Genomic DNA, 22154 nt, shown 5'->3' with positions numbered 1-22154 from the left:
CCTTACGCAACAGTGCCGCCGAGATAAGCCTCGATGACTTTTTCGTCGGCTTGTACCGCAGCGGGTTCGCCTTCGGCGATCTTCTGGCCGAAATCGAGCACCGACACTGTGTCGCACAAGCCCATCACGACGTCCATGTGGTGCTCGATCAGGATCACGGTCACGCCATGCTCGCGGATCTTCTTGATGATGGCGATCAGCTCCTTGATGTCCGGCGCGGTGAGGCCGGCGGCGGGTTCGTCGAGCAACAACAGTTGCGGATCGAGTGCCAGCGCGCGGGCGATTTCCAGCAGGCGCTGCTTGCCGTACGGCAGGTTGCGCGCCTCTTCACCGGCCAGCGCTTCAAGCCCGACAAACTCCAGCAAGCCGAGTCCGCGTTGCACCGCTGCACCGCTTTCGCGCTTGTAGCGCGGCGTGTGCAGCGACACATCGATCAGGTTGCTGTAGAAGGTGTGGTGCAAGCCGACCTGCACGTTCTGCAGGGCCGTCATCTCGCCGAACAGCTGCACGTTCTGGAAGGTGCGCGCGATGCCCGACAGCGCGATGTCGGACGAGGTGCGCCCAACCACCGATTTTCCGGCAAAGCTGATGGCGCCGGCGGTCGGCACGTAGATACCGGTCAGCACGTTCATCATCGTGCTTTTGCCCGAGCCGTTGGGGCCGATCAGGCCATGAATGGTGCCGCGCTTGATCGTCAGGTCGACGTTGTTGAGCGCCTTGAGGCCGCCGAACTGCATCAGCACGCCGCTGGCTTCGAGCAGCGCTTCAGCGCCGCCGGCATTGGCCGCGACCGACACCGCATCGGCGCGCGGCACACCGGTCACGGCTGCATCGATCTGCGGAGCGGGGCGGCGCATGTTCAGCGCCTTGCGCACAAAACCGACGATGCCGTCCTGCAGGTAATAAACGACGAACAGCATGATCACGCCGAAGATCGACAGGCGCCAGTCGGTCATGGTCTGCAACCAAAACGCCAGCCCCGCCAACGCGATGCTGCCGACCACCGGAATGGCCATCTGCGCGGGCGTCGTGCGCTTGCGCTGGATACCGACCACGGCGACGATCATCACCAGCACCGCGAGGGCGACCGACACGTAGCGAAACAGCGCCACGTCGTCGAGCAGCTTGGGCAGCAGCACGATGATGGCCGCGCCCAGCAGCGTGCCGATGCGGCTCTTGCGCCCGCCCATGATCACGGCCAACAGGAACAGCACCGTGAGCTCGAAGTTGTACGAGTTGGGCGAGATGTACTGTTCGCTGTAGGCATACAGCGAGCCGGCCAGTCCGGCAAAGCCCGCGCTGATGACAAAGGCATAGACCTTGTATCGGTACACCGACACGCCCATACAGTCGGAGGCCACCGGGCTGCCGCGCAGCGCCTCGAAGGCACGACCCAGGTGCGATCGCAAGATGCGGTGCACGACGCCCAGCGCCAGCACCATCAGCACCACGACGACCCAGTAGAACTCGCGCTCGTCGAGCTTGTGACCGAACAACTCGGGCTTGTCCAGCTTGATGCCCATCGGGCCCTCCGTCAGGAAGCTCATCTCGTTGATCAGGATCTGGATGATGGTGCCGAAGGCCAGCGTGACCATCGCAAGGTACGGCCCCGAGACACGCAGCGCCGGCAGCGCCAGCAGGGCGCCGAAGCCGGCCGTCACCAGAATCGCCGCCGGCACCGTGACCCAGAACGGCATTGCCAGTTTGAACACGAGCACGCCTGCGGTGTATGCACCGAGGCCGAACAGTCCGGCATGACCGAGCGACACCTGGCCGGTGTAGCCGACCACGATGTCGAGCCCGAACAACACGATCGCGTAGATCATGATGGTTTCGAGCAGGTGGATGTAATACGGGTTGGTGATGCCCACCGGGAACAGCAGCAGTGCCGCCACGCCGATGACGGCCAGCAGCAAATGGCTGGTCTTCATTTTTTCGAGATTCATGTTCTTGGTCGTCACGGCAATCACACCTTTTTGATGATGGATTTGCCGAACAGGCCTTGCGGCCGCACTGCCAGCACGATCAGCAGCAGCACCAGGCCGGGCACGTCCTTGTAGCCGGTGCTCAGATAAAAGCCGGTGGTGGTCTCGGCAATGCCCAGGATGATGCCGCCGACGACGATGCCCATGCCGCTGCTCAGGCCGCCGATGATGGCGACGGCAAAGGCCTTGAGCCCGAGCACGGCGCCCATCGTTGCGCCCGTGAGTGTCAACGGCGCGATCAGCACGCCGGCAAACGCTGCGCTCATCGACGACAGCGCGTAAGAAAAAGTGATGACCAGACCGGTGTTGATGCCCATCAGCTTGGCGGCATCGCGGTCGTTGAAGGTGGCAACCACGGCCTTGCCGTAGATCGACTTGCGGTTGAATACTTCGACCGCCAGCATCATCGCCAGCGCGCCGCCGACCACCAGGATTTCCATCGGCAAAATGTTGGCACCCAGGAAGTGCATCGGCGACTCGGGCAGCGGCGACGGGAACTTCAGGTCGTCGCGACCCCACACGTTTTCAGCCACGTTTTTGAAAATGATGCCGAGCGCGATGGTCGACATGATCCAGCCGAACTCGGACTTGATCTTGAGCGCCGGGCGCACGCCGATGCGTTCCACCACGGCGCCCTGGAAGGCACCGAACAGGCATACCAGCGGAATCATCAGCCAATAGTTCACGCCGAGGCCGACCAGTGTCAGGCCGACCAGCGCGCCCAGCATGAGTGCATCGCCCTGGCCGAAGTTGAGCGTGTCCGAGGTGGCAAAAGTAAGCTGATAGCCGAACGCGATCACGGCGTAGATCATGCCCAGCGCGATGCCGCTGAAGATGAGTTGGGTAAAGATTTGCATGGCGCTGAGGAGGTGAATGGGGACCGGTAGGGGCCGCGTGAACCAGGCCGGTTTGCGGCGCTTCAACGGACCGCGCCGCCGAAGGCATGGGAACCTTCGGCGGCGCGACTTTGCGAATGAAGCTTACTTCTTCATGCGGACTTCGGACGCCTTCTTCTGGTCATCAGCGTAGGCGTAGACCACCTTCTGGCCCTTGACCTCGCCAAACACCGGAATGTTGGCGGAGATCGCATCATGGTCGGTCTTTGAGAACGGCTTGTTGTAAGTAGTGACCACGCCTTCGACCGGCGTCTTCAGGTCTTCCAGGGCGGCCTTGATCTTCGGGCCGTCGGTGCTGTTGGCCTGCTTGATTGCAGCTGCCAGCAGGTAGATCGAGTCGTAGCCCTGCGCTGCCGAGACCGGTGAATCCATCCGGCTGTTCTTCGGGTTGAACATCTTCAGGTAAGACACGATGAACGACTGGCGCTTGGGCGTCGTTGGCTCCTGAATAAAGGTTTGCGGCATGCGCGCGCCTTCTCCGCCCGGGCCTGCGTTGTCGATGTAGTTGGCCATCGCGAGCGTCCAGCTGCCGATGATTGGCACCTTCCAGCCCAGCTTGGTCATGCCGTTGGCGATCTGCGCCAGCTCGGGGCCGATGCCATAGGTGAGCACCGCTTCGGCGCCGGCTTCCTTGGCCTTGAGCAACTGGGCCGTCATGTCGACGTCCTTGATGTTGAATTTTTCAGTTGCCACTGGCTTGATGCCCTTGGCCTCCAGCGCCTTCTCCAGATCGGCGCGACCGAGCTGGCCGTAGTTGGTCGAGTCAGCCAGGATCGCGACCTTTTTGAAGCCGCGACGCGTCACGGCTTCTTCCACGATCATCGGCGCCTGGATGCTGTCGTGCGCGGCGTTGCGGAACACGTAGTTTTCGGGTTCCTTGTCGAACTGGTGCGTGATGATGGAGCCGGTCGCGACGTTGTTCATCACCGGGATCTTGGCTTCCTGGAAAAAGCGCTGCGACGCCAGGGCCACGCCGGTGTTGATGTAGCCGACAACAGCGGTGACTTTCTCCTTGTTGACGAGTTCCTGGGCGATCTGCACGCCGCGTTCGTTCTTGGCTTCGTCGTCGCGCTCGACGAGTTCGATCTGACGGCCGAGCACGCCGCCGGCCTTGTTGATTTCAGCCGCGGCAAGCCGCACGCCGTCGCGCATGCTGACGCCCATCGACGACGAGCCGCCGGTGAACGGACCATTGACACCGATCTTGATCGGGTCTGCTGCCACTGCGAAGGTGGTGAGGGCGGCCAGCGCTACGGCGGTGGCAATTCTTTTCGGAAAGGGGGTCATGTCAGGTCTCCTGCGGTGGTTGTAGGGATTGCAGTCAGCGGTCCCCAGGCTCCGCGATTATTGGGCGCGGCTGTCTCTTTTTGTATTCGCATGAGTGCGGGGATCGCCTCGGTAGTACTGCCTAAGGGAAAACGCCAAGGCGTCTTGTCCCGCGACGAAAATTCCGGGCGCATCGCACAATCTCGACCATGAAACCGAAGGCGAAAATCCTCCTGCTCGCAGTGGCGCCCCTGCTGTTCGCCATCGCTGCGATCGGCGGGCTGCTGGTGGTCGAGACGCAGCGGCTGGAGCAACGTCAGACGCAGGTTCTGGAGGACGTGCTGCTCAGCGCCAAGCGCGAAGAACTCCGCAGTTACATCGCGCTGGCACTCACTTCCATCGACAACCTCTACGGTGCGGGGCGCGACGACGAGGCCGCCAAGGAGCAGGCCAAGGCCATCCTCGCGAATATGAACTTCGGCGATGACGGCTATTTCTATGTTTACGACCGCGAGGGCCTGACGCTGGTTCATCCTCGCCAGCCGGACCTCGTTGGACAGAACTTGTGGGACCGGCGTGACACCGAGGGCACGTACATGATCCGCGAGTTGATCGCACGGGCGCACGAGGGCGGCGGCTACCAGCGCTACTTGTGGCCCAAGCCCTCGACCGGTCGCATCGAGCGCAAGCTGGGGTATTCGGTCGAGCTGCCGCGCTGGGGCTGGATGCTCGGCACGGGCATCTATCTGGACGATGTAGATGCGGCAGCCGCAAGGCTGCGCGGCAGCTTGCTGGCCAGCGTCCGGCAAACGTTGCTCGGCCTGGCAACGGTCGCGATGATCGCCGCGATCGCGGTGTTTGCGGGCGGGCTCGCGGTCAACATCAGCGAGCAGCGCCAGGCCGATCGCAAGCTGAAGGCGCTGGCGCACCGCGTTGTGAGCTCCCAAGAAGACGAGCGCGCCCGGGTGTCGCGTGAGTTGCACGACCATATCTGTCAGCTGCTGGTCTCGATCAAATACCAGTTCGAGCTGGTCGGGCACCGGCTCGCGCATCCGGGTAACGCACCGGTGACGGCGATCGACAAGGAGATCGGCGCGCTGTCGCAAGCCATCGGCGAGGTGCGACGCATTTCCCACGATCTGCGGCCCGCCTTGCTCGACGACCTGGGCCTGCCCGCGGCGTTGGAGCACATCGGCAACGAGCTGGCGCAGCGGAGTGGCCTGACCGTGACTGTGTCGCCGCATGTGCATGAAGAACGGCTGCCCGAGCTGCAGGCCGTGAGCCTGTTTCGTGTTGCGCAGGAGGCGTTGCGCAACGTGGAGCGGCACGCTGGGGCCAGGCACATCGACATTCGGCTGGACGATGCGCACGACCGGCTCGAGCTTCGCATCACCGACGACGGGCGCGGTTTCGATGTGCAGAACGTCGAGCACAGCAAGGACCGCGGCATCGGGCTCACGAATATGCGCGAGCGTGTGGAGCGCAACGGCGGGAGCTTTCAGCTCATCTCGCAGCCGGGCCGCACCTCGTTGATTGCGAGCTTTCCATTGGCGGTGCCCGCATGACCGGCCCGAACGACATCGGCGGCACGAGCCCTTTGCCCCATGTGAGCCGTATGAGCGACGAGCCTGCGCCGATCCGGCTCGTCATCGTCGACGACCATTCCCTCGTGCGCGACGGACTGCGCGCGCGGCTGGCCGTGGTGCCGCATCTCCGGGTGATCGGTGAAGCGGCGAGTGGCGCTGAAGCATTGGCGCTGGCCGCCGCCGATCCGCCCGACCTGATGTTGATCGATGTCGGCATGCGCGGCATGAACGGCATCGAGCTGGCGACGTTCCTGCGCACGCGTCATCCCGAGGTGCTGGTGTTGATGCTGAGCATGTACGACAACCGCGAGTACGTGCTGAGTGCCATCCGCGCAGGCGCGCGGGGCTACGTGCTCAAAGAGTCGCCGACAGAAGAAATCCTGAGCGCCATCAGCGCGGTGTGCGCCGGAGGCAGTTACTTCAGCGCGCAGGTGTCCGACCTGATGCTGCAGTTCGGCAACACGACACCGCAGCTCACCGCTCGTGAACACGAGGTGCTGCTGCTGCTGGCGCACGGGCGCAGCAACAAACTGGTGGCGAAGGAGCTGGACATCAGCGTGCGCACGGTGGAGACGCATCGCTTCAGCTTGCGGCGCAAGCTGGGTGTGGATTCGGCGAGTGAGTTGCTGAAGATCGCGGTGACCAATGGCTGGACGACGATCTGACAGCTCTGAAAATCCGTGGTGCCCGGGGCCGGAATCGAACCGGCACGCCTTTCGGCGGGGGATTTTGAGTCCCCTGCGTCTACCAATTTCACCACCCGGGCACGGAAGAGAGCAACCCAAAATTATGGCACAGTGTCTTGTATGAATTACCCGACGATCGAAGAAGCCATCGGTAAAACGCCGTTGGTCGCGCTGCAACGGATCGACGCAGCCGAAAACGCGAAGCGCAACAACGTGATTCTCGGCAAGCTGGAAGGCAACAATCCGGCCGGCTCGGTGAAAGACCGGCCAGCGCTGTCGATGATCAAGCGCGCCGAGGAGCGCGGCGAAATCAAGCCCGGCGACACGTTGATCGAAGCGACCTCCGGCAACACCGGCATCGCGCTGGCAATGGCTGCGGCGATCAAGGGTTACCGCATGGTTTTGATCATGCCGGAAGACCTCTCCATCGAACGCGCCCAGACCATGAAAGCCTTCGGCGCTGAACTTATGCTGACGCCCAAGAGCGGCGGCATGGAATACGCCCGCGACCTGGCCGACCAGATGGTCGCGCAAGGCAAGGGGCGTGTGCTCAACCAGTTCTCCAACCCGGACAACCCGCGCATCCACTACGAAACCACCGGGCCCGAGATCTGGGCCGATACGGATGGCGAAGTGACGCACTTCGTGAGTGCCATGGGCACGACGGGCACGATCACCGGCGTCTCGCGGTTCCTGAAGGAAAAGAACGCGGCCGTGCAGATCATCGGCGCCCAACCCGACGAGGGTTCGCGTATTCCGGGCATTCGCAAATGGCCACAGGAATATCTGCCGAAAATTTATGAGCCGAGCCGGGTCGACACCGTCGTCAACGTGAGCCAGGACAACGCCGAGGAGATGTGCCGGCGGCTGGCGCGCGAAGAGGGTATTTTCGGTGGCATCTCCGCGGCGGGCGCGCTCTGGGTAGCGCTCGACATCGCAAAAAAAGTAGAGAACGCTGTCATCGTGTTCATCGTTTGCGACCGCGGTGACAGGTATCTGTCGACTGGCGTTTTCCCCGCGTAGCTTTCTTCAAAGCGTCCGCCGACGCTTCCTTAAAGGTTCCCATGCCAGATCCCAAGTTTTGCCAGGTTTGCGCGACGCCACTCGAATGGATTGCACTGAACGAAGACGGCGGCCCCAAGTCGCGTCTGCGTTGCTCCAACTGCGGACACACGCACTGGAACAACCCGACGCCCGTGCTCGCGGCCATCATCGAATACCGCGGGCAGGTGCTGCTGGCACGCAACGCGGCCTGGAGCAACAGCAAGATGTATGCACTCATCACCGGCTTCATGGAAGCCGGCGAGACGCCAAAAGAAGGCATTGCACGCGAGATAAAGGAGGAGACCAACCTCGACGCGACCGAACTCAATCTGGTCGGCGTGTACGACTTCCAGCGCATGAACCAGATCATCATCGCGTACCACGCGGTAGCCGATGGCGAGGTGTCGTTGTCGCCCGAACTGGTCGACTACCGGCTCTACGATCTGCCGAATTTGCGTTGCTGGCCCGCGGGCACCGGCTACGCACTGGCCGACTGGCTGCGCACGCGCGGCATCGAGCCGCAGTTCGTCGATTGGCCAAAGCCGGCGGCGGCACCTGCAGTGGCCGCAACATCCGACACGCCTGCCGCCTAAAATCGGTGTCAACGCGCAAGACTATTTTCAGCATACTCGAAAGACGGCGATGCACATCCACAAAGAGCTCGACACCCGCGGCCTGAACTGCCCGCTGCCTATCCTCAAGGCCAAGAAGTCGCTCAACGACATGGCCAGCGGCCAGTTGCTGAAGGTGGTGGCGACCGATGCGGGCTCGGTGCGTGACTTTCAGGCTTTTGCGCGCCAAACGGGTAACGATCTCGTTGAACAGCAGACGGTCGGCAACGAGTTCATCCACATCATTCGCCGGCGCTGAAGATCATGCGCACCGGCTTTCGTCGCGTCGGCTTCGCCGCGTTCGTTACGGCCGGCGTGATGCTGGCTTTCAATGTCTGGAGCCAGGACGTGCCCGACAACGCACTCAACCGAAAGGTGTCGCCGACCGCCATTCCATTTGCGGTCATCGGCGATTCCAACAGCCACTCGTTCCAGGACCGCATTGCGTTTCCGGCCGGCACCGGCGAGCGCGGCGGCCCTTTTCATGCGCGAACCTTCAATTGGACTGAAGTTCTCGACAAGCTGCGTGGCAAGGAAATCGACAGCGGTCCATGGGTTGCCTGGGGCAGTTCTGGCTTGCTCGCGACCGGCCGTGAGGCATTGGGTTTAAGTGGCGGCCGTGCCCCCAAGAAAGAAGATTTTCTCTACAACTTCGCCAACTCGGGTGCGAGCTGCGCTAATTTGATGGATGGGCGATTCCGCCAGGCACCGCGACTGGTTGCCTTGATGGACAAGGAGCCTGAGCGCTGGAAGCGCGGCGTGGTCTTGATCCGCATGGGGCTGAACGACTGGTCGAGTTCGCTCGACCTGCAGTCGCGGGAGCCCGATTCGCCCAAGCTGGCGGAACTGACTTCGCGCTGCGTCAAGCAGATCGGCGCGACGCTCAAGCTCATCCACGAATCGCACCCGCAGACGCTCATTCTGGTGGCCGGCATCGCGAACGAAGCGGACGACGCGGCACAAAACAACAATTGGGTTTCGGAGGCCGAGCGAAACAATATCTGGAAGGCGCTCGACAGTTTCAACGCCGGCATCCGAAAGCTCGCGGAGAGTGAGCCCAACACGGCGTTCTTCGACGATGCGGCCTGGCTGGTGCAACGGTGGGGTACGCGAGGCGGCGCCCCCAAGCCGGCGTTCAAGACCGTGACCATCGGCAAAAGCTTCGTTGTGACCAACTCCATCGGAGACGACCCGCACAACTTATTGCTTGCGGACGACCATGCAGGGTTGGTGTGCAACGCGCTGTGGGCGCAATCGCTTGTGGCGCGACTGCGCGAGGCATTCAAACTGCCGCTGACGCCGATCAGCGACGACGAGGTCGCACGCTTCGTTTTGCCGCTGGTTCAGCCGGAGAAGTAGGAACTCGTCGATTCGAAGCTCAGAGCGCGAGGCTCTTCAGATATTCGCGGAACGACGCGCCGACTTCCGGGTGCGCCAGCGCCAGTTCGACAGTGGCTTGCAAAAAGCCTTCCTTGCTGCCGCAGTCGTATCGCACGCCCTTGTACGAGTAAGCGTAGACCGCCTCTTTCTTCATCAGCGCGGCGATGCCATCGGTCAGCTGGATCTCGCCACCCGCGCCCTTGGGCTGCAGGCGAATCTCTGCGAAGACGCCGGGCGTCAAGATGTAGCGGCCGGCCACACCGAGACGCGAAGGCGCTTCTTCGGGCTTAGGCTTTTCGACCATGCGGTTGACCTTGACCAGACCGTCTTCAACCGAATCACCTGCCACGATGCCGTAGCGCTTGACCTGGTCGAGCGGCACTTCCTGCACCGCCAGCAGCGAGCCGCCGAGGCGCTCGAACATCTTCGTCATCTGGGCCAGCACGGGCTCGCCGTCTTTGGGGCCGACCATCAAATCGTCTGCCAACAGCACGGCGAAGGGCTCGTCGCCCACCAGGTGCTCGGCGCACAACACGGCGTGGCCCAGCCCGAGCATGCGCGGTTGCCGCACGTACGAGCAGGTCATGTCGTCTGGCATGACCGAGCGCGCGATGCGCAGCAGTTCGGTCTTGCCGCTGGCTTCGAGCTGGCTTTCAAGCTCGTAAGCCGTGTCGTAATGGTCTTCGATCGCGCGCTTGTTACGGCCCGTCACAAAAATCATGTCGCGGATGCCAGCGGCGTAGGCTTCTTCGACCGCGTACTGGATCAACGGCTTGTCCACCACCGGCAGCATCTCTTTCGGCTGGGCCTTGGTGGCCGGCAAGAAGCGGGTGCCGAAGCCGGCGACCGGGAACACAGCTTTACGGATGCGGGTCGAAGAATTGGACATGGGATGGGACGTCGGTTCGAAAGTGGAAAGGGAAAGACTGACCGAAAGGGACTAACCGGCGCGCACGTGCCTGCAACAGCCACGGGCCAAGCCTAAATGGCGAGCGCTGGGCGGTCTGTCAGCCGAGGCGCACAACCTGGTCACGCAATCTTTCGATCGTGCTGCTGAAATCGGCCAGCCGCTTTCGCTCCTGGTCGATCACTGCTGGTGGCGCCTTGGCGACGAACGCTTCATTGCCGAGCTTGCCATTCACCCGGACGATCTCGCCTTCGATCCGGGCGATCTCCTTGGCGATACGTGATTTTTCTTCACCTTTGTTAATTTCCATGTGGAGGCACAGTCGCACCGCCCCCACAACGGCCACCGGGGCCGCGTCGGCCGCTGCCGACCAGGCTGCTTCGTCGTCGAAAACCTTGACCTCCTTGAGCTTGCCCAACGCCTGCAGCACCGGCGCTGAATCGCGCAAAAAGGCAGCGCCCTCTGCGTCGTCGGCCACCGCGTAGAGCGGCAGTCGCGTTGCCGGCGATACGTTCATTTCGCCGCGAAGGGTGCGGCAGGCGTCGACCAATGCCTTCAAACGCGCGACATGCGCCTCGGCTGCGGGATCGATCTTTCCGGGCTGGCTCTCCGGGTAGGCAGAGATCATGATCGACTCGCCTTCGCGACCGGCCACGCCGGCGACCTTCTGCCAGAGCGCCTCGGTAATGAAGGGGATCACCGGATGGGCGAGTCGCAGCAGCGTCTCGAGCGTTCGGATCAAGGTGCGGCGGGTGGCGCGCTTTTGTGCATCGGTGCCGGTCTGGATCTGCACCTTGGCGATCTCAAGATACCAGTCGCAGAACTCGTCCCAGGCGAACTGGTAGATGGCGCTGGCGACGTTGTCGAGCCGGTATTCGGCAAAGCCCTTGGCGACTTCGGCCTCGACGCGCTGCAGCTGCGAGGTGATCCAGAAGTCGGCACGGCTGAACTTCAGGTAGCCATGTGCCGGCCCGCCGACCTTGCAGTCTTCCTTGGTGTGCTCCATCAGGCCGCAGTCCTGGCCCTCGCAATTCATCAAGACGAAGCGGGTGGCGTTCCAGAGCTTGTTGCAGAAGTTGCGATAGCCCTCGCAGCGCTTGCTGTCGAAGTTGATGCTGCGGCCGAGCGAGGCGAGCGACGCGAAGGTGAAGCGCAACGCATCGGCGCCGAAGGCCGGAATGCCTTCGGGAAATTCCTTTTGCGTGTTCTTGCGCACCGTCGGCGCCGTCTCGGGCTTGCGCAAGCCTTGCGTGCGCTTGTCGAGCAAACCGGGCAGCGCGATGCCATCGATCAGGTCGACCGGGTCGAGCACGTTGCCCTCCGACTTGCTCATCTTCTTGCCCTGCGCATCGCGCACCACGCCGTGGATGTACACGTCCTTAAAGGGCACGCGGCCGGTGAAGTGCTTGGTCATCATGATCATCCGGGCGACCCAGAAAAAGATGATGTCGTAGCCCGTGACCAGCACGCTTGAAGGCAGGTAGAGGTTGTAGTCGACCAGCGGCGCTTCGGTGGCGTCGGGCACGTTGGGCCAGCCCATCGTCGAGAAAGGCAGCAGGGCCGACGAGTACCAGGTGTCGAGCACGTCTTCGTCGCGCGTGAGCGTCTTGCCCGGCGCGACCTTGTCGGCCTTGGCTTGTGCTTCGGCCTCGTCGTGCGCCACGTACACATTGCCGTCCTGGTCGTACCAGGCCGGAATCTGGTGGCCCCACCACAACTGGCGCGAGATCGTCCAGTCCTGAATGTTCTCCATCCAGTGGTCATAGGTGTTGACCCAGTTCTCGGGAATGAAGCGGACTTCGCCCGACTTCACCACGTCGATGGCCTCCTGCGCGATCGAGCGGCCGTTGGCGCCGGCCTTTGTCATCGCCACGTACCACTGGTCGGTCAGCATCGGCTCGACGATGGCGCCACTGCGGGCACAGCGCGGCACCATCAGCTTGTGCTTCTTGACCTCGACCAGCAGGCCGAGCGCATCGAGGTCGGCGACCACGGCCTTGCGCGCCACGAAGCGGTCCATGCCGCGGTACTTTTCAGGCGCGTTGTCGTTGATGGTCGCGTCGAGCGTCAGCACGCTGATGACATCCAGGTTGTGCCGCTGGCCGACCGCATAGTCGTTGTAGTCGTGTGCGGGCGTCACCTTGACCACGCCGGTACCGAAGGCCTTGTCGACGTAGTCGTCGCCGATGATCGGGATCAGTTTGTCCACGAGCGGCAGCTTCACGCGCTGGCCGATCAAATGCTTGTAGCGCTCGTCTTCCGGATGGACCATCACCGCGGTGTCGCCGAGCATCGTCTCAGGCCGCGTGGTCGCGACCGTCAGCGTGCCGTTGCCGTCTTCGAGCGGGTAGGCGATATGCCAAAGAAAGCCGTCTTCTTCTTCGCTCTCCACTTCGAGATCGCTCACCGAGGTCTTCAGCACCGGGTCCCAGTTGCCCAGGCGCTTGCCGCGGTAGATCAGGCCTTGGTCATAGAGCTGCACGAAGGTTTGCGTGACGGTGGTCGAGAGGCCCTCGTCCATCGTGAAGTATTCGCGGCTCCAGTCGACCGAGTCGCCCATGCGGCGCATCTGCTCGGTGATGGTGTTGCCCGACTTTTGCTTCCACTCCCACACACGCGCGACGAAGTTCTTGCGGCCCAGTTCGTGGCGGCTCTGCTTTTGCTCCTGCAATTGCCGCTCGACCACGATCTGCGTGGCGATGCCGGCATGGTCGGTGCCCGGCACCCACACGGTGTTGTCGCCCTTCATGCGGTGGTAGCGCGCCAGGCTGTCCATGATCGTGTGATTGAACGCATGCCCCATGTGCAGCGTGCCGGTCACGTTCGGTGGTGGCAACTGGATAGAGAACGCGTCGGCGCCCGCCTTGGCTTGCTGCGTGCCGCGAAAGCCGGCCTTGGCATAGCCGCGGCGTTCCCACTCGGGTCCCCAATGGGCCTCGATGGCCGCGGGTTCGAAGGATTTGGAAAGGCTGTCGAGGCCGGGCTGGACGATGGGGGAAAGTTCGCTCATGGATCGTCGATTTTACCGGCGCCCCGTCGGGTCATCGCTGCCGCAGATAATTGAACGATGCTGTTTTTGCTCTCCCCCGCCAAGTCGCTCGACTACGTCACGCCGGTGCCGGCCGATGTGCCCGCGACCCTGCCGCATTTCGAAGGGCCACGCGGTCCTTCGGTCGAACTCATCAAGCTCCTGCGCACCCAATCGCCGCAGCAGATCGCCGAGCTCATGCACCTCTCCGACAACCTGTCGGCGCTCAATGTGGCGCGCTACACCGCATGGTCGAGCAAGAGCACGCCGACCAACGCCAAACAGGCGGCGCTGGCCTTCGACGGCGATGTGTACGGCGGCTTCGGCGCCAAGACCCTGAGCACGGCGCAACTGGCCTGGGCGCAAGACCATGTGTGCATCCTGAGCGGGCTCTACGGCGTGCTGCGGCCGCTCGATCTGTTGCAGCCTTACCGGCTCGAAATGGGCACGCAACTCGTCAACAAGCACGGCAAGGACCTGTACGCGTTCTGGCGTCCGCGCATTGCAGGTCATCTGAACGAGCGGCTGGCGGCAGACCACACACCGGTGGTCGTCAACCTGGCGTCGCAGGAGTATTTCAAGTCGGTCGATCTGCGCTTGCTGAGCGCACGCGTGGTCGAGTGCGTCTTCGAAGAGTGGAAAGCCGACAAGTACAAGATAGTGAGCTTCTTCGCCAAGCGGGCGCGTGGCCTTATGGCGCGCTGGGCGGTGTTGCACACGGCAGCCACGCCCCGTGCGCTGGAGAAGTTCGATCTCGAAGGCTATGGTTTTGCCGCAGCCGTGTCGTCGCCCGAGCGGCTCGTTTTCCGCAGAAAGATCGCGTGACCCAACCGGTCAGCCCCGAACTGCGCGCGTGGGTAGTGGCCCAACTCGCGATCGGCCATTCGCCGGCCGCGTTGCGCCTTTCTATGCGGGATGCCGGCTGGCAGGACGATGCAGCCGAGGCTACGCTGGCCCAGGTCTTCGCGCTGCCCGGCGCCGCGCCCGTCGAGGGCGGCCCAACTGGAGACGGACCCAAAGCATTGCCCGGCCCGAATCTGGAAGGCTCGCCGCTCCACGTCGATGCCGGCGACCGGCAAGTGCAGATCATGCAGACGATGCGCCATCCGCGCGTGATCGTCTTCGGCAATCTGCTGTCGCACGAAGAGTGCGATGCGCTCATCGCCATCGCTCGCGTGCGGCTGGTGCGCTCTCTCACGGTCGAGACGCAGACGGGCGGCGAAGTGATGAACGTCGATCGCACCAGCGACGGCATGTTCTTCGAGCGCGGCGAAAACGAGATCGTGTCGCGGCTCGAAAAGCGCATCGCCAGGTTGCTGCAGTGGCCGCTCGAATTCGGCGAAGGGCTGCAGGTGTTGCGCTATTCGCCAGGCGCGCAGTACCGGCCGCACTACGATTATTTCGATCCGTCCGAGCCCGGCACGCCGACCATTCTTCGGCGCGGCGGCCAGCGCGTCGGCACCCTGCTGATGTATCTGCAGGCGCCGGAGCAGGGCGGCGCCACCACCTTTCCCGATGTCGGCCTCGAAGTGGCCCCGCTGCCCGGCACCGGCGTCTTCTTCAGCTACGACAGTCCCGATCCCGCCACCCGCACGCTACACGGCGGCGCGCCGGTGTTGATGGGCGAAAAGTGGGTCGCAACCAAATGGTTGCGCGAACGCGAATTCACCTGAAACCATCCAATGACACTGACAGCCAACGGACTGAACATCGAAGTCGACGACACCGGCAACCAGGGCGATGTCGATCGTCCCGTCGTCTTGCTCATCATGGGCCTCGGCATGCAATTGATCGGCTGGCCGGAGCCTTTCGTGCAGGGGCTGGTGGATGCCGGCTTTCGCGTGGTGCGGCACGACAACCGCGACATCGGGCTGAGCCAAGGGTTCGAGTCGGCCGGCAACGGTAACCTGGTCTGGCAAACCATCCGGCAGCGCCTCGGCCTGCCGGTCCAATCCGCATACAAGCTGCAGGACATGGCCGCCGATTCCATCGGCGTGCTCGACGCACTCGGCATCGCCAGGGCGCACATCGTCGGCGCGTCGATGGGCGGGATGATCGCGCAGCACGTGGCGTCGATCGCGCCCTCGCGCACGCTGAGCCTGGTCAGCATCATGAGCTCCAGCGGCGCGCGCGGGTTACCGGGTCCGCGGCGCGATGTCGGTGCAGCCCTGCTGCGTCGGCCGCTCGGCAAGACCGAGGCGGATCTGGTCGGCTACAGCCTGCGCCTCGTCAAGCTCATTGCGAGTCCCGCCTATCCGCAACCCGATGCCGTGTTGGCCGATCGCATCGCGACCGGCATCCGGCGCGCCTACCGGCCGCAAGGCGTGGTGCGGCAGATGCTGGCAATCGGCGCCGATGCTGGCCGCGAGAAGCTGCTGCCGAACATCAAGTCGCCGACCCTCGTGCTGCACGGCGATGCCGATGCGCTGGTACCGATGCCCTGCGGCGTCGACACCGCGCGGCGCATCCCGGGCGCGAAGTTCGTGGCCGTTCCGGGCATGGGCCACGACCTGCCGCCAGAGGTTCAGCAGATCCTGCTGAACCATATGGTGCCGTTCATGAAGTCAAACGAGACCAGCAGGGCTGCAGCATGACGATCGACAACACCGCCGCTCAATCGCAACTTGGCAAATCGTCGGCCTACGTCGACCAGTACGACCCGACGCAGCTGTTCCCGATCTCGCGCGCCACGCAGCGCGAAGCCATGGGGATCAAGCCCGGCGCACTCCCGTTCTTCGGCGCCGACCTGTGGACCGCCTTCGAGCTGAGCTGGCTCAACCCACGCGGCAAGCCGCAGCTCGCCATCGTGCATTTCACGGTGCCCTGCGAAACGCCCAACATCATCGAGAGCAAGTCGTTCAAGCTCTACCTCAACAGCTTCAACGGCAGCACGTTCGCGACGGCCGACGCGGTGCGCGAGCGCCTGCGTGCCGACGTCGCCGAGGCGTTGTGGCGCGGCAGCGATCGCGTCGAGGGCATCGGCGTCAAGCTCATCGCGCCCGACCAGTTCGACACCGAGCCGGTGCATGAACTCGACGGCCTCAACCTCGACCGGCTCGACATCGAGTGCACGCACTACCAGCCTGCGCCGGAGCTGCTCACCAGCGACGTCACGCAGATGGCGGTGACCGAAACGCTCACCAGCCGCTTGCTCAAAAGCAACTGCCTGGTCACCGGCCAGCCCGACTGGGGCAGCGTGCAGATCCGGTACAGCGGGCCGCCGATCGAACAGGCAGGGCTGCTGGCGTACATCGTGAGTTTTCGCAATCACAACGAATTCCACGAGCCATGCGTCGAGCGCATGTTCACCGACATCTTGCGGCAGTGCCGCCCGACCAAGCTCGCGGTGTACGCGCGCTACACGCGGCGCGGCGGGCTCGACATCAACCCGTTTCGCACCAGCTGGCCGCAGGCCTTGCCGGCCAACGCGCGCACTGCGCGGCAGTAGGCACGCTCCTACATCACCGGTCCGCCGGGGCGTCGATACTCTTGAGCTTTGTGTGTCAGGAATTGCCCCAGTGAACGTGCTGATCGTCGACGACAACGAACCCGCTGCCGACCTCTTGCAGGAGTTGCTCTCGCTGCAGGACCATACGGCGCGGTGTACCTACACCGCGCAGCAGGCCTTCGATGCTTCGGCCGCCGAAGTGTTCGATGCGGCGCTGATCGATCTCACCTTGCCGGACCAGCCTGGCACCGAGGTAGCACGGCGTCTGCGCGTCGAGGCTGGCAACCGGCCTCTGATGCTGGTCGCCATCTCGGGCTTTGCGGCCACTGATGCGACAGGTGCGGCCGGCCTGTTCGACCATTACTTGCAAAAGCCTATCGACTTCGACGCGCTCGACCGCATCCTCGCGGCGGCGGTTGCGCGCCCCGCGTCCGCTCGATGAAAGCTTCGCCGGGCGCCCGCAGCTGGATCGCGGCCGGGGTGCGGCACGAACTGTTGACGCGCGCGTTGCCCGCCCTGCGGCACGACATGGCCGCGCCGGTGTCGGTCATACGCATGGCGCTGCTGATGCTCAAGCGCCAAGTGGCCGCGCCGCAGATCGACGCTGCGGCAGTGGAGCAGCGTGTGTCTCTCATCGACAACCAGATCGGCGAATTGGTCATCGGCGTGCGCTCCTTGCGCGACTGGGAACTCGCCATCGACGACGACGGCATCACGCGCAGCGTGCTGGTCGCCGAGTGCATCGGGCTGATGCGCGCCGCGTTCGATTTGAATGGCGTGCGCATCGAGATCGATCCGTCACTCGAGGCTGCGACAGCACCGGCCGACGAGCCACGTTGGCCGAACGGTGCAGCGTTGCGCTACCTTTTTCTGGGCGCGATGGCGCACCTGCACGACAGCGTGGACGAGGTCGGCAGCATCGCCGTGAGCGCCGACGGTGCGAACGCCTTGCAGCTCACAGCCTCCGTGCGCTCCGCCGAGATCGCCGATCGGGTGGCCGATGCGCACCGCGCACCACGGGCGCTGGCCATCGATGCGATAGCAATGCAATCGCTCGCCGATGATCTCGGCTATGCGGTCACCGTCGCGCCAGACTCTGTGCGGCTGGTGCTCGCACCCGGCTGAGCCGGCGCCGACGCAAGCGACTTCCTGTTCTGACCGCAGGCCAGTCCCGTGAGTTTGGCGTGCCGTTCCAGGCTGAACCCGGTTAGCCTTACAAGATGTATCAATCCATCCAGGCCTGCCGGGCGGTTGCAGCGATTCTTGTCGTTTGTTTTCACTTGGCAGCCAACCTTGCCAAGGACAAGTACTTCGGCGCTGACGCTGCGTCCATCGAGCGTATCTGCTCCTTCGGCGGCACCGCTGGCGTTGCGTTTTTCTTCGTGCTGAGCGGCTTCATCATCGTGTTGATGCACCGCAAGGATTTCGGTGTGCCCGAACGCCTGGTCTCCTACTTGCGCAAGCGCGCTGTTCGCATCTACCCCACCTATCTTTTCGTCTTTGCCGGGGTGTATTTGCTGGCGTTGACGGTTCCGGCTTTGCGCGATGCGATGCCGACGGACGCTGGGGTGCTCGTTAAAGCACTTCTCCTATTGCCGCAAGACCCGGCGGTGGTGGGCGGCACCGGTGCGCCGGTGATCATCGTGGCTTGGTCGTTGCAATACGAGTTGATTTTCTATGCCGTTGTCGGGCTGGCCATCGTTCATCGCTTGTTCTTCGCTGGTGTCATCGTGTTGTTCGCAGCAAACTTCATCTGGCACGTTTTGTCGGGCAGCCAAGCCTTTCCGGGCGCGTTTTTCGCCAACGATTTGATGCTGCTGTTCGGCATCGGTGGCGCAACGGCGTGGGTGGTCCAGAGCGGCTGGCGCATGCCGCACCCGATGCTCGCGGCGGTGCTGGCAGCTGGCGCGTTTTTCACGGTGGGCGCCATGGAAGTGGTGTTCAGGGACGCCTGGCCAAAGCCTGCACTCGACCTCTGCTATGGGCTGTGCGGCGCAATCCTGATCGTGGCCCTGGTCCAGGCAGAGCAGCGCTGGCCCGAGCGATTTCGCAATCGTTTCGTGTCGTTGCTCGGCGATGCCTCTTATGCGCTCTACCTGATCCACTTCCCGCTGATCGCGGTGCTCTGCAAGCTCGCCGTGGCCGGCGGGTTGCGCGGTGGCTCCGGCATGGTGCTGTCATTCGTCGGCATCTTTGCCGCCTGCATTGCGAGTTCGGTGCTCTTTCATCTCTGGATCGAGCGGCCGACGCTCAGAGCGCTGTCGCCGGCAAAGCCGGTCCGGATTGCCGGAAATCCGATATCACGGTGAGTCAAAACAGTGAGGGCGTACGGGCGGCGAGGTCGTCTTCGGTGCGCGGTCGGTTCGCTGTCGCTGAGGCGGCGAGAGCCAGAGTTCCTACGCGCACGCCCAGCAGCCGGAGCGGGCGCTCCAGCGACACCCTTTTCAAGCATTGGCCGGCGATCTGGCGAATGGTCTTTCCGTCGGCGGTGAAGGCGACCATCGTCTGGTCGCGCGTGGCGATTTTGAAGTCGTCGTAGCGCAACTTGATGCCGATCGTCTTGCCGACATAGCCCTTGCGCTGCAGGTCGTCGGCCAGCTTCTCGCACAACTGCGTGAAGATGACGCCGAGCTGTGCGCGATCGCGCACCGCGTGCAGGTCGCGCTCGAAAGTGGTCTCGCGGCTCATCGACACCGGCTCGCTCTCGGTCACGACGGGCCGGTCGTCACGGCCCCACGACACCTCGTGCATCCAGGCGCCGCTCGCTTTGCCGAAATTGGCGATGAGCCAGTCGCGGTCTTTGGCGGCGATCTCGCCCACGGTGCGAATGCCGAGGCTCTCCAGCTTGGCATCCGCCTTGGGCCCGATGCCGTTGACCTTGCGTGCGGCCAGCGGCCAGATTCTGGTCTGGACGTCTTCTTCGTAGACGATCGAGATGCCGTTGGGCTTGTCGAACTCGCTCGCCATCTTGGCGATCAGTTTGTTGGGCGCGACGCCGATCGAGCAGGTCAGGCCGGTCGCCTGGAAAATCGTCTTCTGGATGAGCCGTGCCAGCACCCGGCCGCCTTCGCGCTGGCCACCGGGCACGTCGGTGAAGTCGACATACACCTCGTCGACGCCGCGGTCTTCGACCAGCGGGGCGATCTCGCGGATCGTGTTCTTGAACAGCCGCGACAAGCGTCGCACTTCGTCGAAATCGACCGGCAGCACGATGGCCTGCGGGCACAGCTTGGCGGCCTTCATCATGCCCATGGCAGAGCCGACACCGAACTGCCGCGCCGCGTAGGTGGCGGTGGTGATGACGCCGCGGCCGACATAGTCCTTGAGCAATGGAAACGCGGCGACCGGGATCTCGTCCAGCGCCAGTTCTCGCCTGTGTTCGCCTTCACCCTGCGCCTGTCGCAGCGCTTCGTCGACACGCCGCCGGCCGCCACCGATCACCATCGGCAAGCCCTTCAACTGTGGGTAGCGCAGCAGTTCGACGGACGCGAAGAAGGCGTCCATGTCGAGATGCGCGATGCGGCGAATCGGCGATGGCGACGGTGTCGGTGTCGGTGAATTGGATGAAGTCGCGGGAGTCACAGTGCATCGATTTTCGCTGCAGTGACGACATGCTGTCGACGCGCTGCTCGACGTGACCGCCGACGGCTTCGTGCGCAACTAGCCGGCGCTGTGGAGGGCGGCGAGTTGAGCCTTGGCTTGGCTCCGAATGGGCAGCGCGCGGGCCGACTGTCTGCGCCGCCAGGCGGCCGGCGGCGCGCCGTACTCGCGACGGAACGCGCGGCTGAAAGCGGTGTCGGTCTGGTAGCCGACGTCTTGCGCGATGCTCGCCAACGGCGCATTGCTGCGCGACAACAGATTGGCCGCGAGCAGCATGCGCCATTGCGTCAGGTATTGCATCGGCGAGGTGCCCACGAGTTGCTGAAAGCGCTCGGCCAGCACCGACCGTGAAGTGGTCGCGACGCGCGCCAGTTCGTCGAGCGTCCAGGCCTCCGCCGGGTTAGCGTGCAGCGCATTGAGTGCAGCGCCGACGATGCGGTCGCCGACGCCGGCGAGCCAGCCGGTGCGGCCTTCGGCCTGCTGGTTCACATAGAGCCGCAGCACTTCGATGAACAGCACTTCGGCCAGCTTGGCGAGCACGCCGGCGCCGCCGGGCCGCGGCGACCGAGCCTCCGCCAGCGCGTAACGCACCGAGGCCTCCAGCCAGGTGCCGGCACTGGAGCCGCGCACGTTCACTTTGACCAGCGACGGCAGGCCTTGCAACAGCATCGCGGCGAGACGCGCATCGCACGCCAGATAGCCGCAAACCAACCGCGTGCGCGCACCGCCGCCGCCATAGGCGAGTTGCCCCGGACGTCGCGAAAGCACTTCGGCCAGCCGCCCGCCGCCAGTGGCCGGTGGCAGCCCGGGCTGCGACGTCATGAGGTGGGCGTCGCCATGCGGGAACAGCACCGCGTCGCCGGCGACCAGGCGCACCGGCGGCTGGCCGTTCATTTCGACGAAGCACTCGCCCTCGGTGATGAGATGAAAGATGACCACTCGCTCGGCGCCTGGTTCGAGCAGCGGCGCCACCGTGTCGGCACGCGGTGATTGATAGCACCACGGCGCGGTAAAGCGCGCGTTGATGAAGATGGCGCCTACCAGCCGCACCACGCGCAGGGTTTCCGATAGCGCATCCATCATTCGTCGGCCATCACGCATCGTCCACCTGGACGTGCAGCGACATCGGCGATGCGATCTGCACGGCGCAAGGGATCGGCGATTGCCCGCAGCCGGTCTCGACCAGCGCGCGCAAACGCGCGGTCGACACACCGCGCGCGGCGATGCGGATGTGCAATCGCATGTCGCACGGCGCCGCGCTCACGGGCGTGCCGTCGAGCTCGACCATGCCGAACATGCCGCGCGCATCGGACGTGCTGTCGACCCGGGCTTCGAGCTGGTCGAGTGCGACGCCTTCGCGCGCCGCGAGCAGGGCGACGGATGTGACCGCGCACGATGCTATGGCCGCACGGAACAGCCATCCCGGGCTGACCTCGTCGCCGGTACCGCCCAGCTCTTTCGGCATGTCGGTCGCCATCTCCTTGCCGTTGGCATGGCGCGCGACGACGCGGGTGCGGCCTTGCCACTCGGCGGTCGCGGGAGCGTCGTCGGCAAGGCCTTTGTCGGGTCGGCGCCGCAACACGGTTTCGACGCGTTCAAGCGCGGCTGCGATCGAGTCGGCAATGTTGTCGGAGACGGTGTCTGCGCCCATGGTCGTTCCTTCCGCTTCGAGCGGGACTTTTGATTTTGTCGATGGCAGCCGGCTCTGACCATCGGC

General features: G+C 64.0%; 21 protein-coding genes and 1 tRNA gene. 13 read left to right on the top strand and 9 right to left on the bottom strand.

Annotated features, from left to right (window positions below):
• Positions 1 to 2: 2 nt before the first annotated feature.
• The 3 genes from H7F36_RS00355 to H7F36_RS00345 form a co-directional block, all read right to left on the bottom strand.
• Positions 3 to 1931, bottom strand: a complete 1929-nt coding sequence (locus H7F36_RS00355) for an ABC transporter permease subunit (protein ID WP_187054727.1) — start codon at positions 1929 to 1931, stop codon at positions 3 to 5.
• A 35-nt stretch (positions 1932 to 1966) separates the two neighbouring features.
• Positions 1967 to 2842 (bottom strand): branched-chain amino acid ABC transporter permease, encoded by an 876-nt coding sequence (locus H7F36_RS00350; RefSeq protein ID WP_187052819.1) that lies wholly within the window; start codon positions 2840 to 2842, stop codon positions 1967 to 1969.
• Between the two features lie 123 nt (positions 2843 to 2965).
• The gene (locus H7F36_RS00345) at positions 2966 to 4168 is read right to left on the bottom strand and encodes an ABC transporter substrate-binding protein (protein WP_187052818.1); all 1203 of its coding nucleotides are present in this window, start codon (positions 4166 to 4168) and stop codon (positions 2966 to 2968) included.
• Positions 4169 to 4356: 188 nt separating this feature from the next.
• On the opposite strand from H7F36_RS00345, the gene H7F36_RS00340 reads away from it, so the two are divergent.
• Both H7F36_RS00340 and H7F36_RS00335 read left to right on the top strand, forming a co-directional pair.
• Complete coding sequence (locus H7F36_RS00340) at positions 4357 to 5712, top strand: cache domain-containing protein (protein WP_187052817.1); 1356 nt, start codon at positions 4357 to 4359, stop codon at positions 5710 to 5712.
• A gap of 50 nt (positions 5713 to 5762) precedes the next feature.
• Positions 5763 to 6398 carry a response regulator gene (locus tag H7F36_RS00335; protein WP_187054726.1) on the top strand — a complete coding sequence of 212 codons (636 nt, stop codon included), beginning with the start codon at positions 5763 to 5765 and terminating at the stop codon, positions 6396 to 6398.
• Between the two features lie 16 nt (positions 6399 to 6414).
• Here the strand turns inward: H7F36_RS00335 and H7F36_RS00330 are convergent.
• Positions 6415 to 6499, bottom strand: a tRNA-Leu gene (locus tag H7F36_RS00330).
• Positions 6500 to 6539: 40 nt separating this feature from the next.
• Between H7F36_RS00330 and cysM the strand changes: the two genes are divergently transcribed.
• The 4 genes from cysM to H7F36_RS00310 are packed head-to-tail and all read left to right on the top strand — an operon-like array spanning position 6540 to position 9433.
• Complete coding sequence (gene cysM / locus H7F36_RS00325; RefSeq protein ID WP_187052816.1) at positions 6540 to 7442, top strand: cysteine synthase CysM; 903 nt, start codon at positions 6540 to 6542, stop codon at positions 7440 to 7442.
• Between the two features lie 41 nt (positions 7443 to 7483).
• On the top strand, positions 7484 to 8056 hold the full coding sequence (locus H7F36_RS00320) for an NUDIX domain-containing protein (RefSeq protein WP_187052815.1): 573 nt from the start codon (positions 7484 to 7486) through the stop codon (positions 8054 to 8056).
• Positions 8057 to 8105: 49 nt separating this feature from the next.
• Positions 8106 to 8333 (top strand): sulfurtransferase TusA family protein, encoded by a 228-nt coding sequence (locus H7F36_RS00315; RefSeq protein ID WP_187052814.1) that lies wholly within the window; start codon positions 8106 to 8108, stop codon positions 8331 to 8333.
• A gap of 5 nt (positions 8334 to 8338) precedes the next feature.
• Entirely contained in the window at positions 8339 to 9433 is a 1095-nt protein-coding gene (locus H7F36_RS00310; protein WP_187052813.1) for an SGNH/GDSL hydrolase family protein, read from the top strand.
• A 19-nt stretch (positions 9434 to 9452) separates the two neighbouring features.
• Here H7F36_RS00310 and galU read toward each other — a convergent pair whose 3' ends face one another.
• Positions 9453 to 10343 carry a UTP--glucose-1-phosphate uridylyltransferase GalU gene (galU, locus tag H7F36_RS00305; protein ID WP_187052812.1) on the bottom strand — a complete coding sequence of 297 codons (891 nt, stop codon included), beginning with the start codon at positions 10341 to 10343 and terminating at the stop codon, positions 9453 to 9455.
• A gap of 118 nt (positions 10344 to 10461) precedes the next feature.
• Positions 10462 to 13371, bottom strand: a complete 2910-nt coding sequence (locus H7F36_RS00300) for a valine--tRNA ligase (RefSeq protein ID WP_187052811.1) — start codon at positions 13369 to 13371, stop codon at positions 10462 to 10464.
• 57 nt (positions 13372 to 13428) lie between these two features.
• On the opposite strand from H7F36_RS00300, the gene yaaA reads away from it, so the two are divergent.
• The 7 genes from yaaA to H7F36_RS00270 all read left to right on the top strand — a co-directional run bounded on the left by yaaA (position 13429) and on the right by H7F36_RS00270 (position 19146).
• Entirely contained in the window at positions 13429 to 14214 is a 786-nt protein-coding gene (yaaA, locus tag H7F36_RS22070; protein WP_261802445.1) for a peroxide stress protein YaaA, read from the top strand.
• Positions 14211 to 15062: a 2OG-Fe(II) oxygenase gene (locus H7F36_RS22065; RefSeq protein WP_261802444.1), complete on the top strand. Its 852-nt coding sequence runs from the start codon at positions 14211 to 14213 to the stop codon at positions 15060 to 15062. Before yaaA ends, H7F36_RS22065 begins: the two co-directional genes overlap by 4 nt.
• Positions 15063 to 15071: 9 nt before the next feature.
• Positions 15072 to 15983: an alpha/beta fold hydrolase gene (locus H7F36_RS00290; protein WP_187052809.1), complete on the top strand. Its 912-nt coding sequence runs from the start codon at positions 15072 to 15074 to the stop codon at positions 15981 to 15983.
• The gene (gene queF, locus H7F36_RS00285) at positions 15980 to 16837 is read left to right on the top strand and encodes an NADPH-dependent 7-cyano-7-deazaguanine reductase QueF (RefSeq protein ID WP_187052808.1); all 858 of its coding nucleotides are present in this window, start codon (positions 15980 to 15982) and stop codon (positions 16835 to 16837) included. The genes H7F36_RS00290 and queF overlap by 4 nt, the downstream gene beginning before the upstream one ends.
• A 70-nt stretch (positions 16838 to 16907) precedes the next feature.
• Positions 16908 to 17279 (top strand): response regulator, encoded by a 372-nt coding sequence (locus tag H7F36_RS00280; RefSeq protein ID WP_187052807.1) that lies wholly within the window; start codon positions 16908 to 16910, stop codon positions 17277 to 17279.
• Positions 17276 to 17962: a hypothetical protein gene (locus H7F36_RS00275; protein WP_187052806.1), complete on the top strand. Its 687-nt coding sequence runs from the start codon at positions 17276 to 17278 to the stop codon at positions 17960 to 17962. Before H7F36_RS00280 ends, H7F36_RS00275 begins: the two co-directional genes overlap by 4 nt.
• A gap of 95 nt (positions 17963 to 18057) precedes the next feature.
• The gene (locus H7F36_RS00270; RefSeq protein WP_187052805.1) at positions 18058 to 19146 is read left to right on the top strand and encodes an acyltransferase family protein; all 1089 of its coding nucleotides are present in this window, start codon (positions 18058 to 18060) and stop codon (positions 19144 to 19146) included.
• Position 19147: 1 nt separating this feature from the next.
• Here the strand turns inward: H7F36_RS00270 and H7F36_RS00265 are convergent, their stop codons facing one another.
• The 3 genes from H7F36_RS00265 to H7F36_RS00255 form a co-directional block, all read right to left on the bottom strand.
• Complete coding sequence (locus tag H7F36_RS00265; protein WP_187054725.1) at positions 19148 to 20341, bottom strand: Y-family DNA polymerase; 1194 nt, start codon at positions 20339 to 20341, stop codon at positions 19148 to 19150.
• A 156-nt stretch (positions 20342 to 20497) separates the two neighbouring features.
• On the bottom strand, positions 20498 to 21538 hold the full coding sequence (locus tag H7F36_RS00260) for an AraC family transcriptional regulator (protein WP_222620414.1): 1041 nt from the start codon (positions 21536 to 21538) through the stop codon (positions 20498 to 20500).
• On the bottom strand, positions 21531 to 22088 hold the full coding sequence (locus tag H7F36_RS00255; protein ID WP_187052804.1) for an OsmC family protein: 558 nt from the start codon (positions 22086 to 22088) through the stop codon (positions 21531 to 21533). The genes H7F36_RS00260 and H7F36_RS00255 overlap by 8 nt, the downstream gene beginning before the upstream one ends.
• Positions 22089 to 22154: the final 66 nt, after the last annotated feature.

Source organism: Variovorax sp. PAMC28562 (assembly GCF_014303735.1).
Lineage (GTDB): Bacteria > Pseudomonadota > Gammaproteobacteria > Burkholderiales > Burkholderiaceae_C > Variovorax.
Note: the sequence above shows the minus strand (reverse complement) of the source record. Positions and strands in the feature narration are given on the sequence as shown.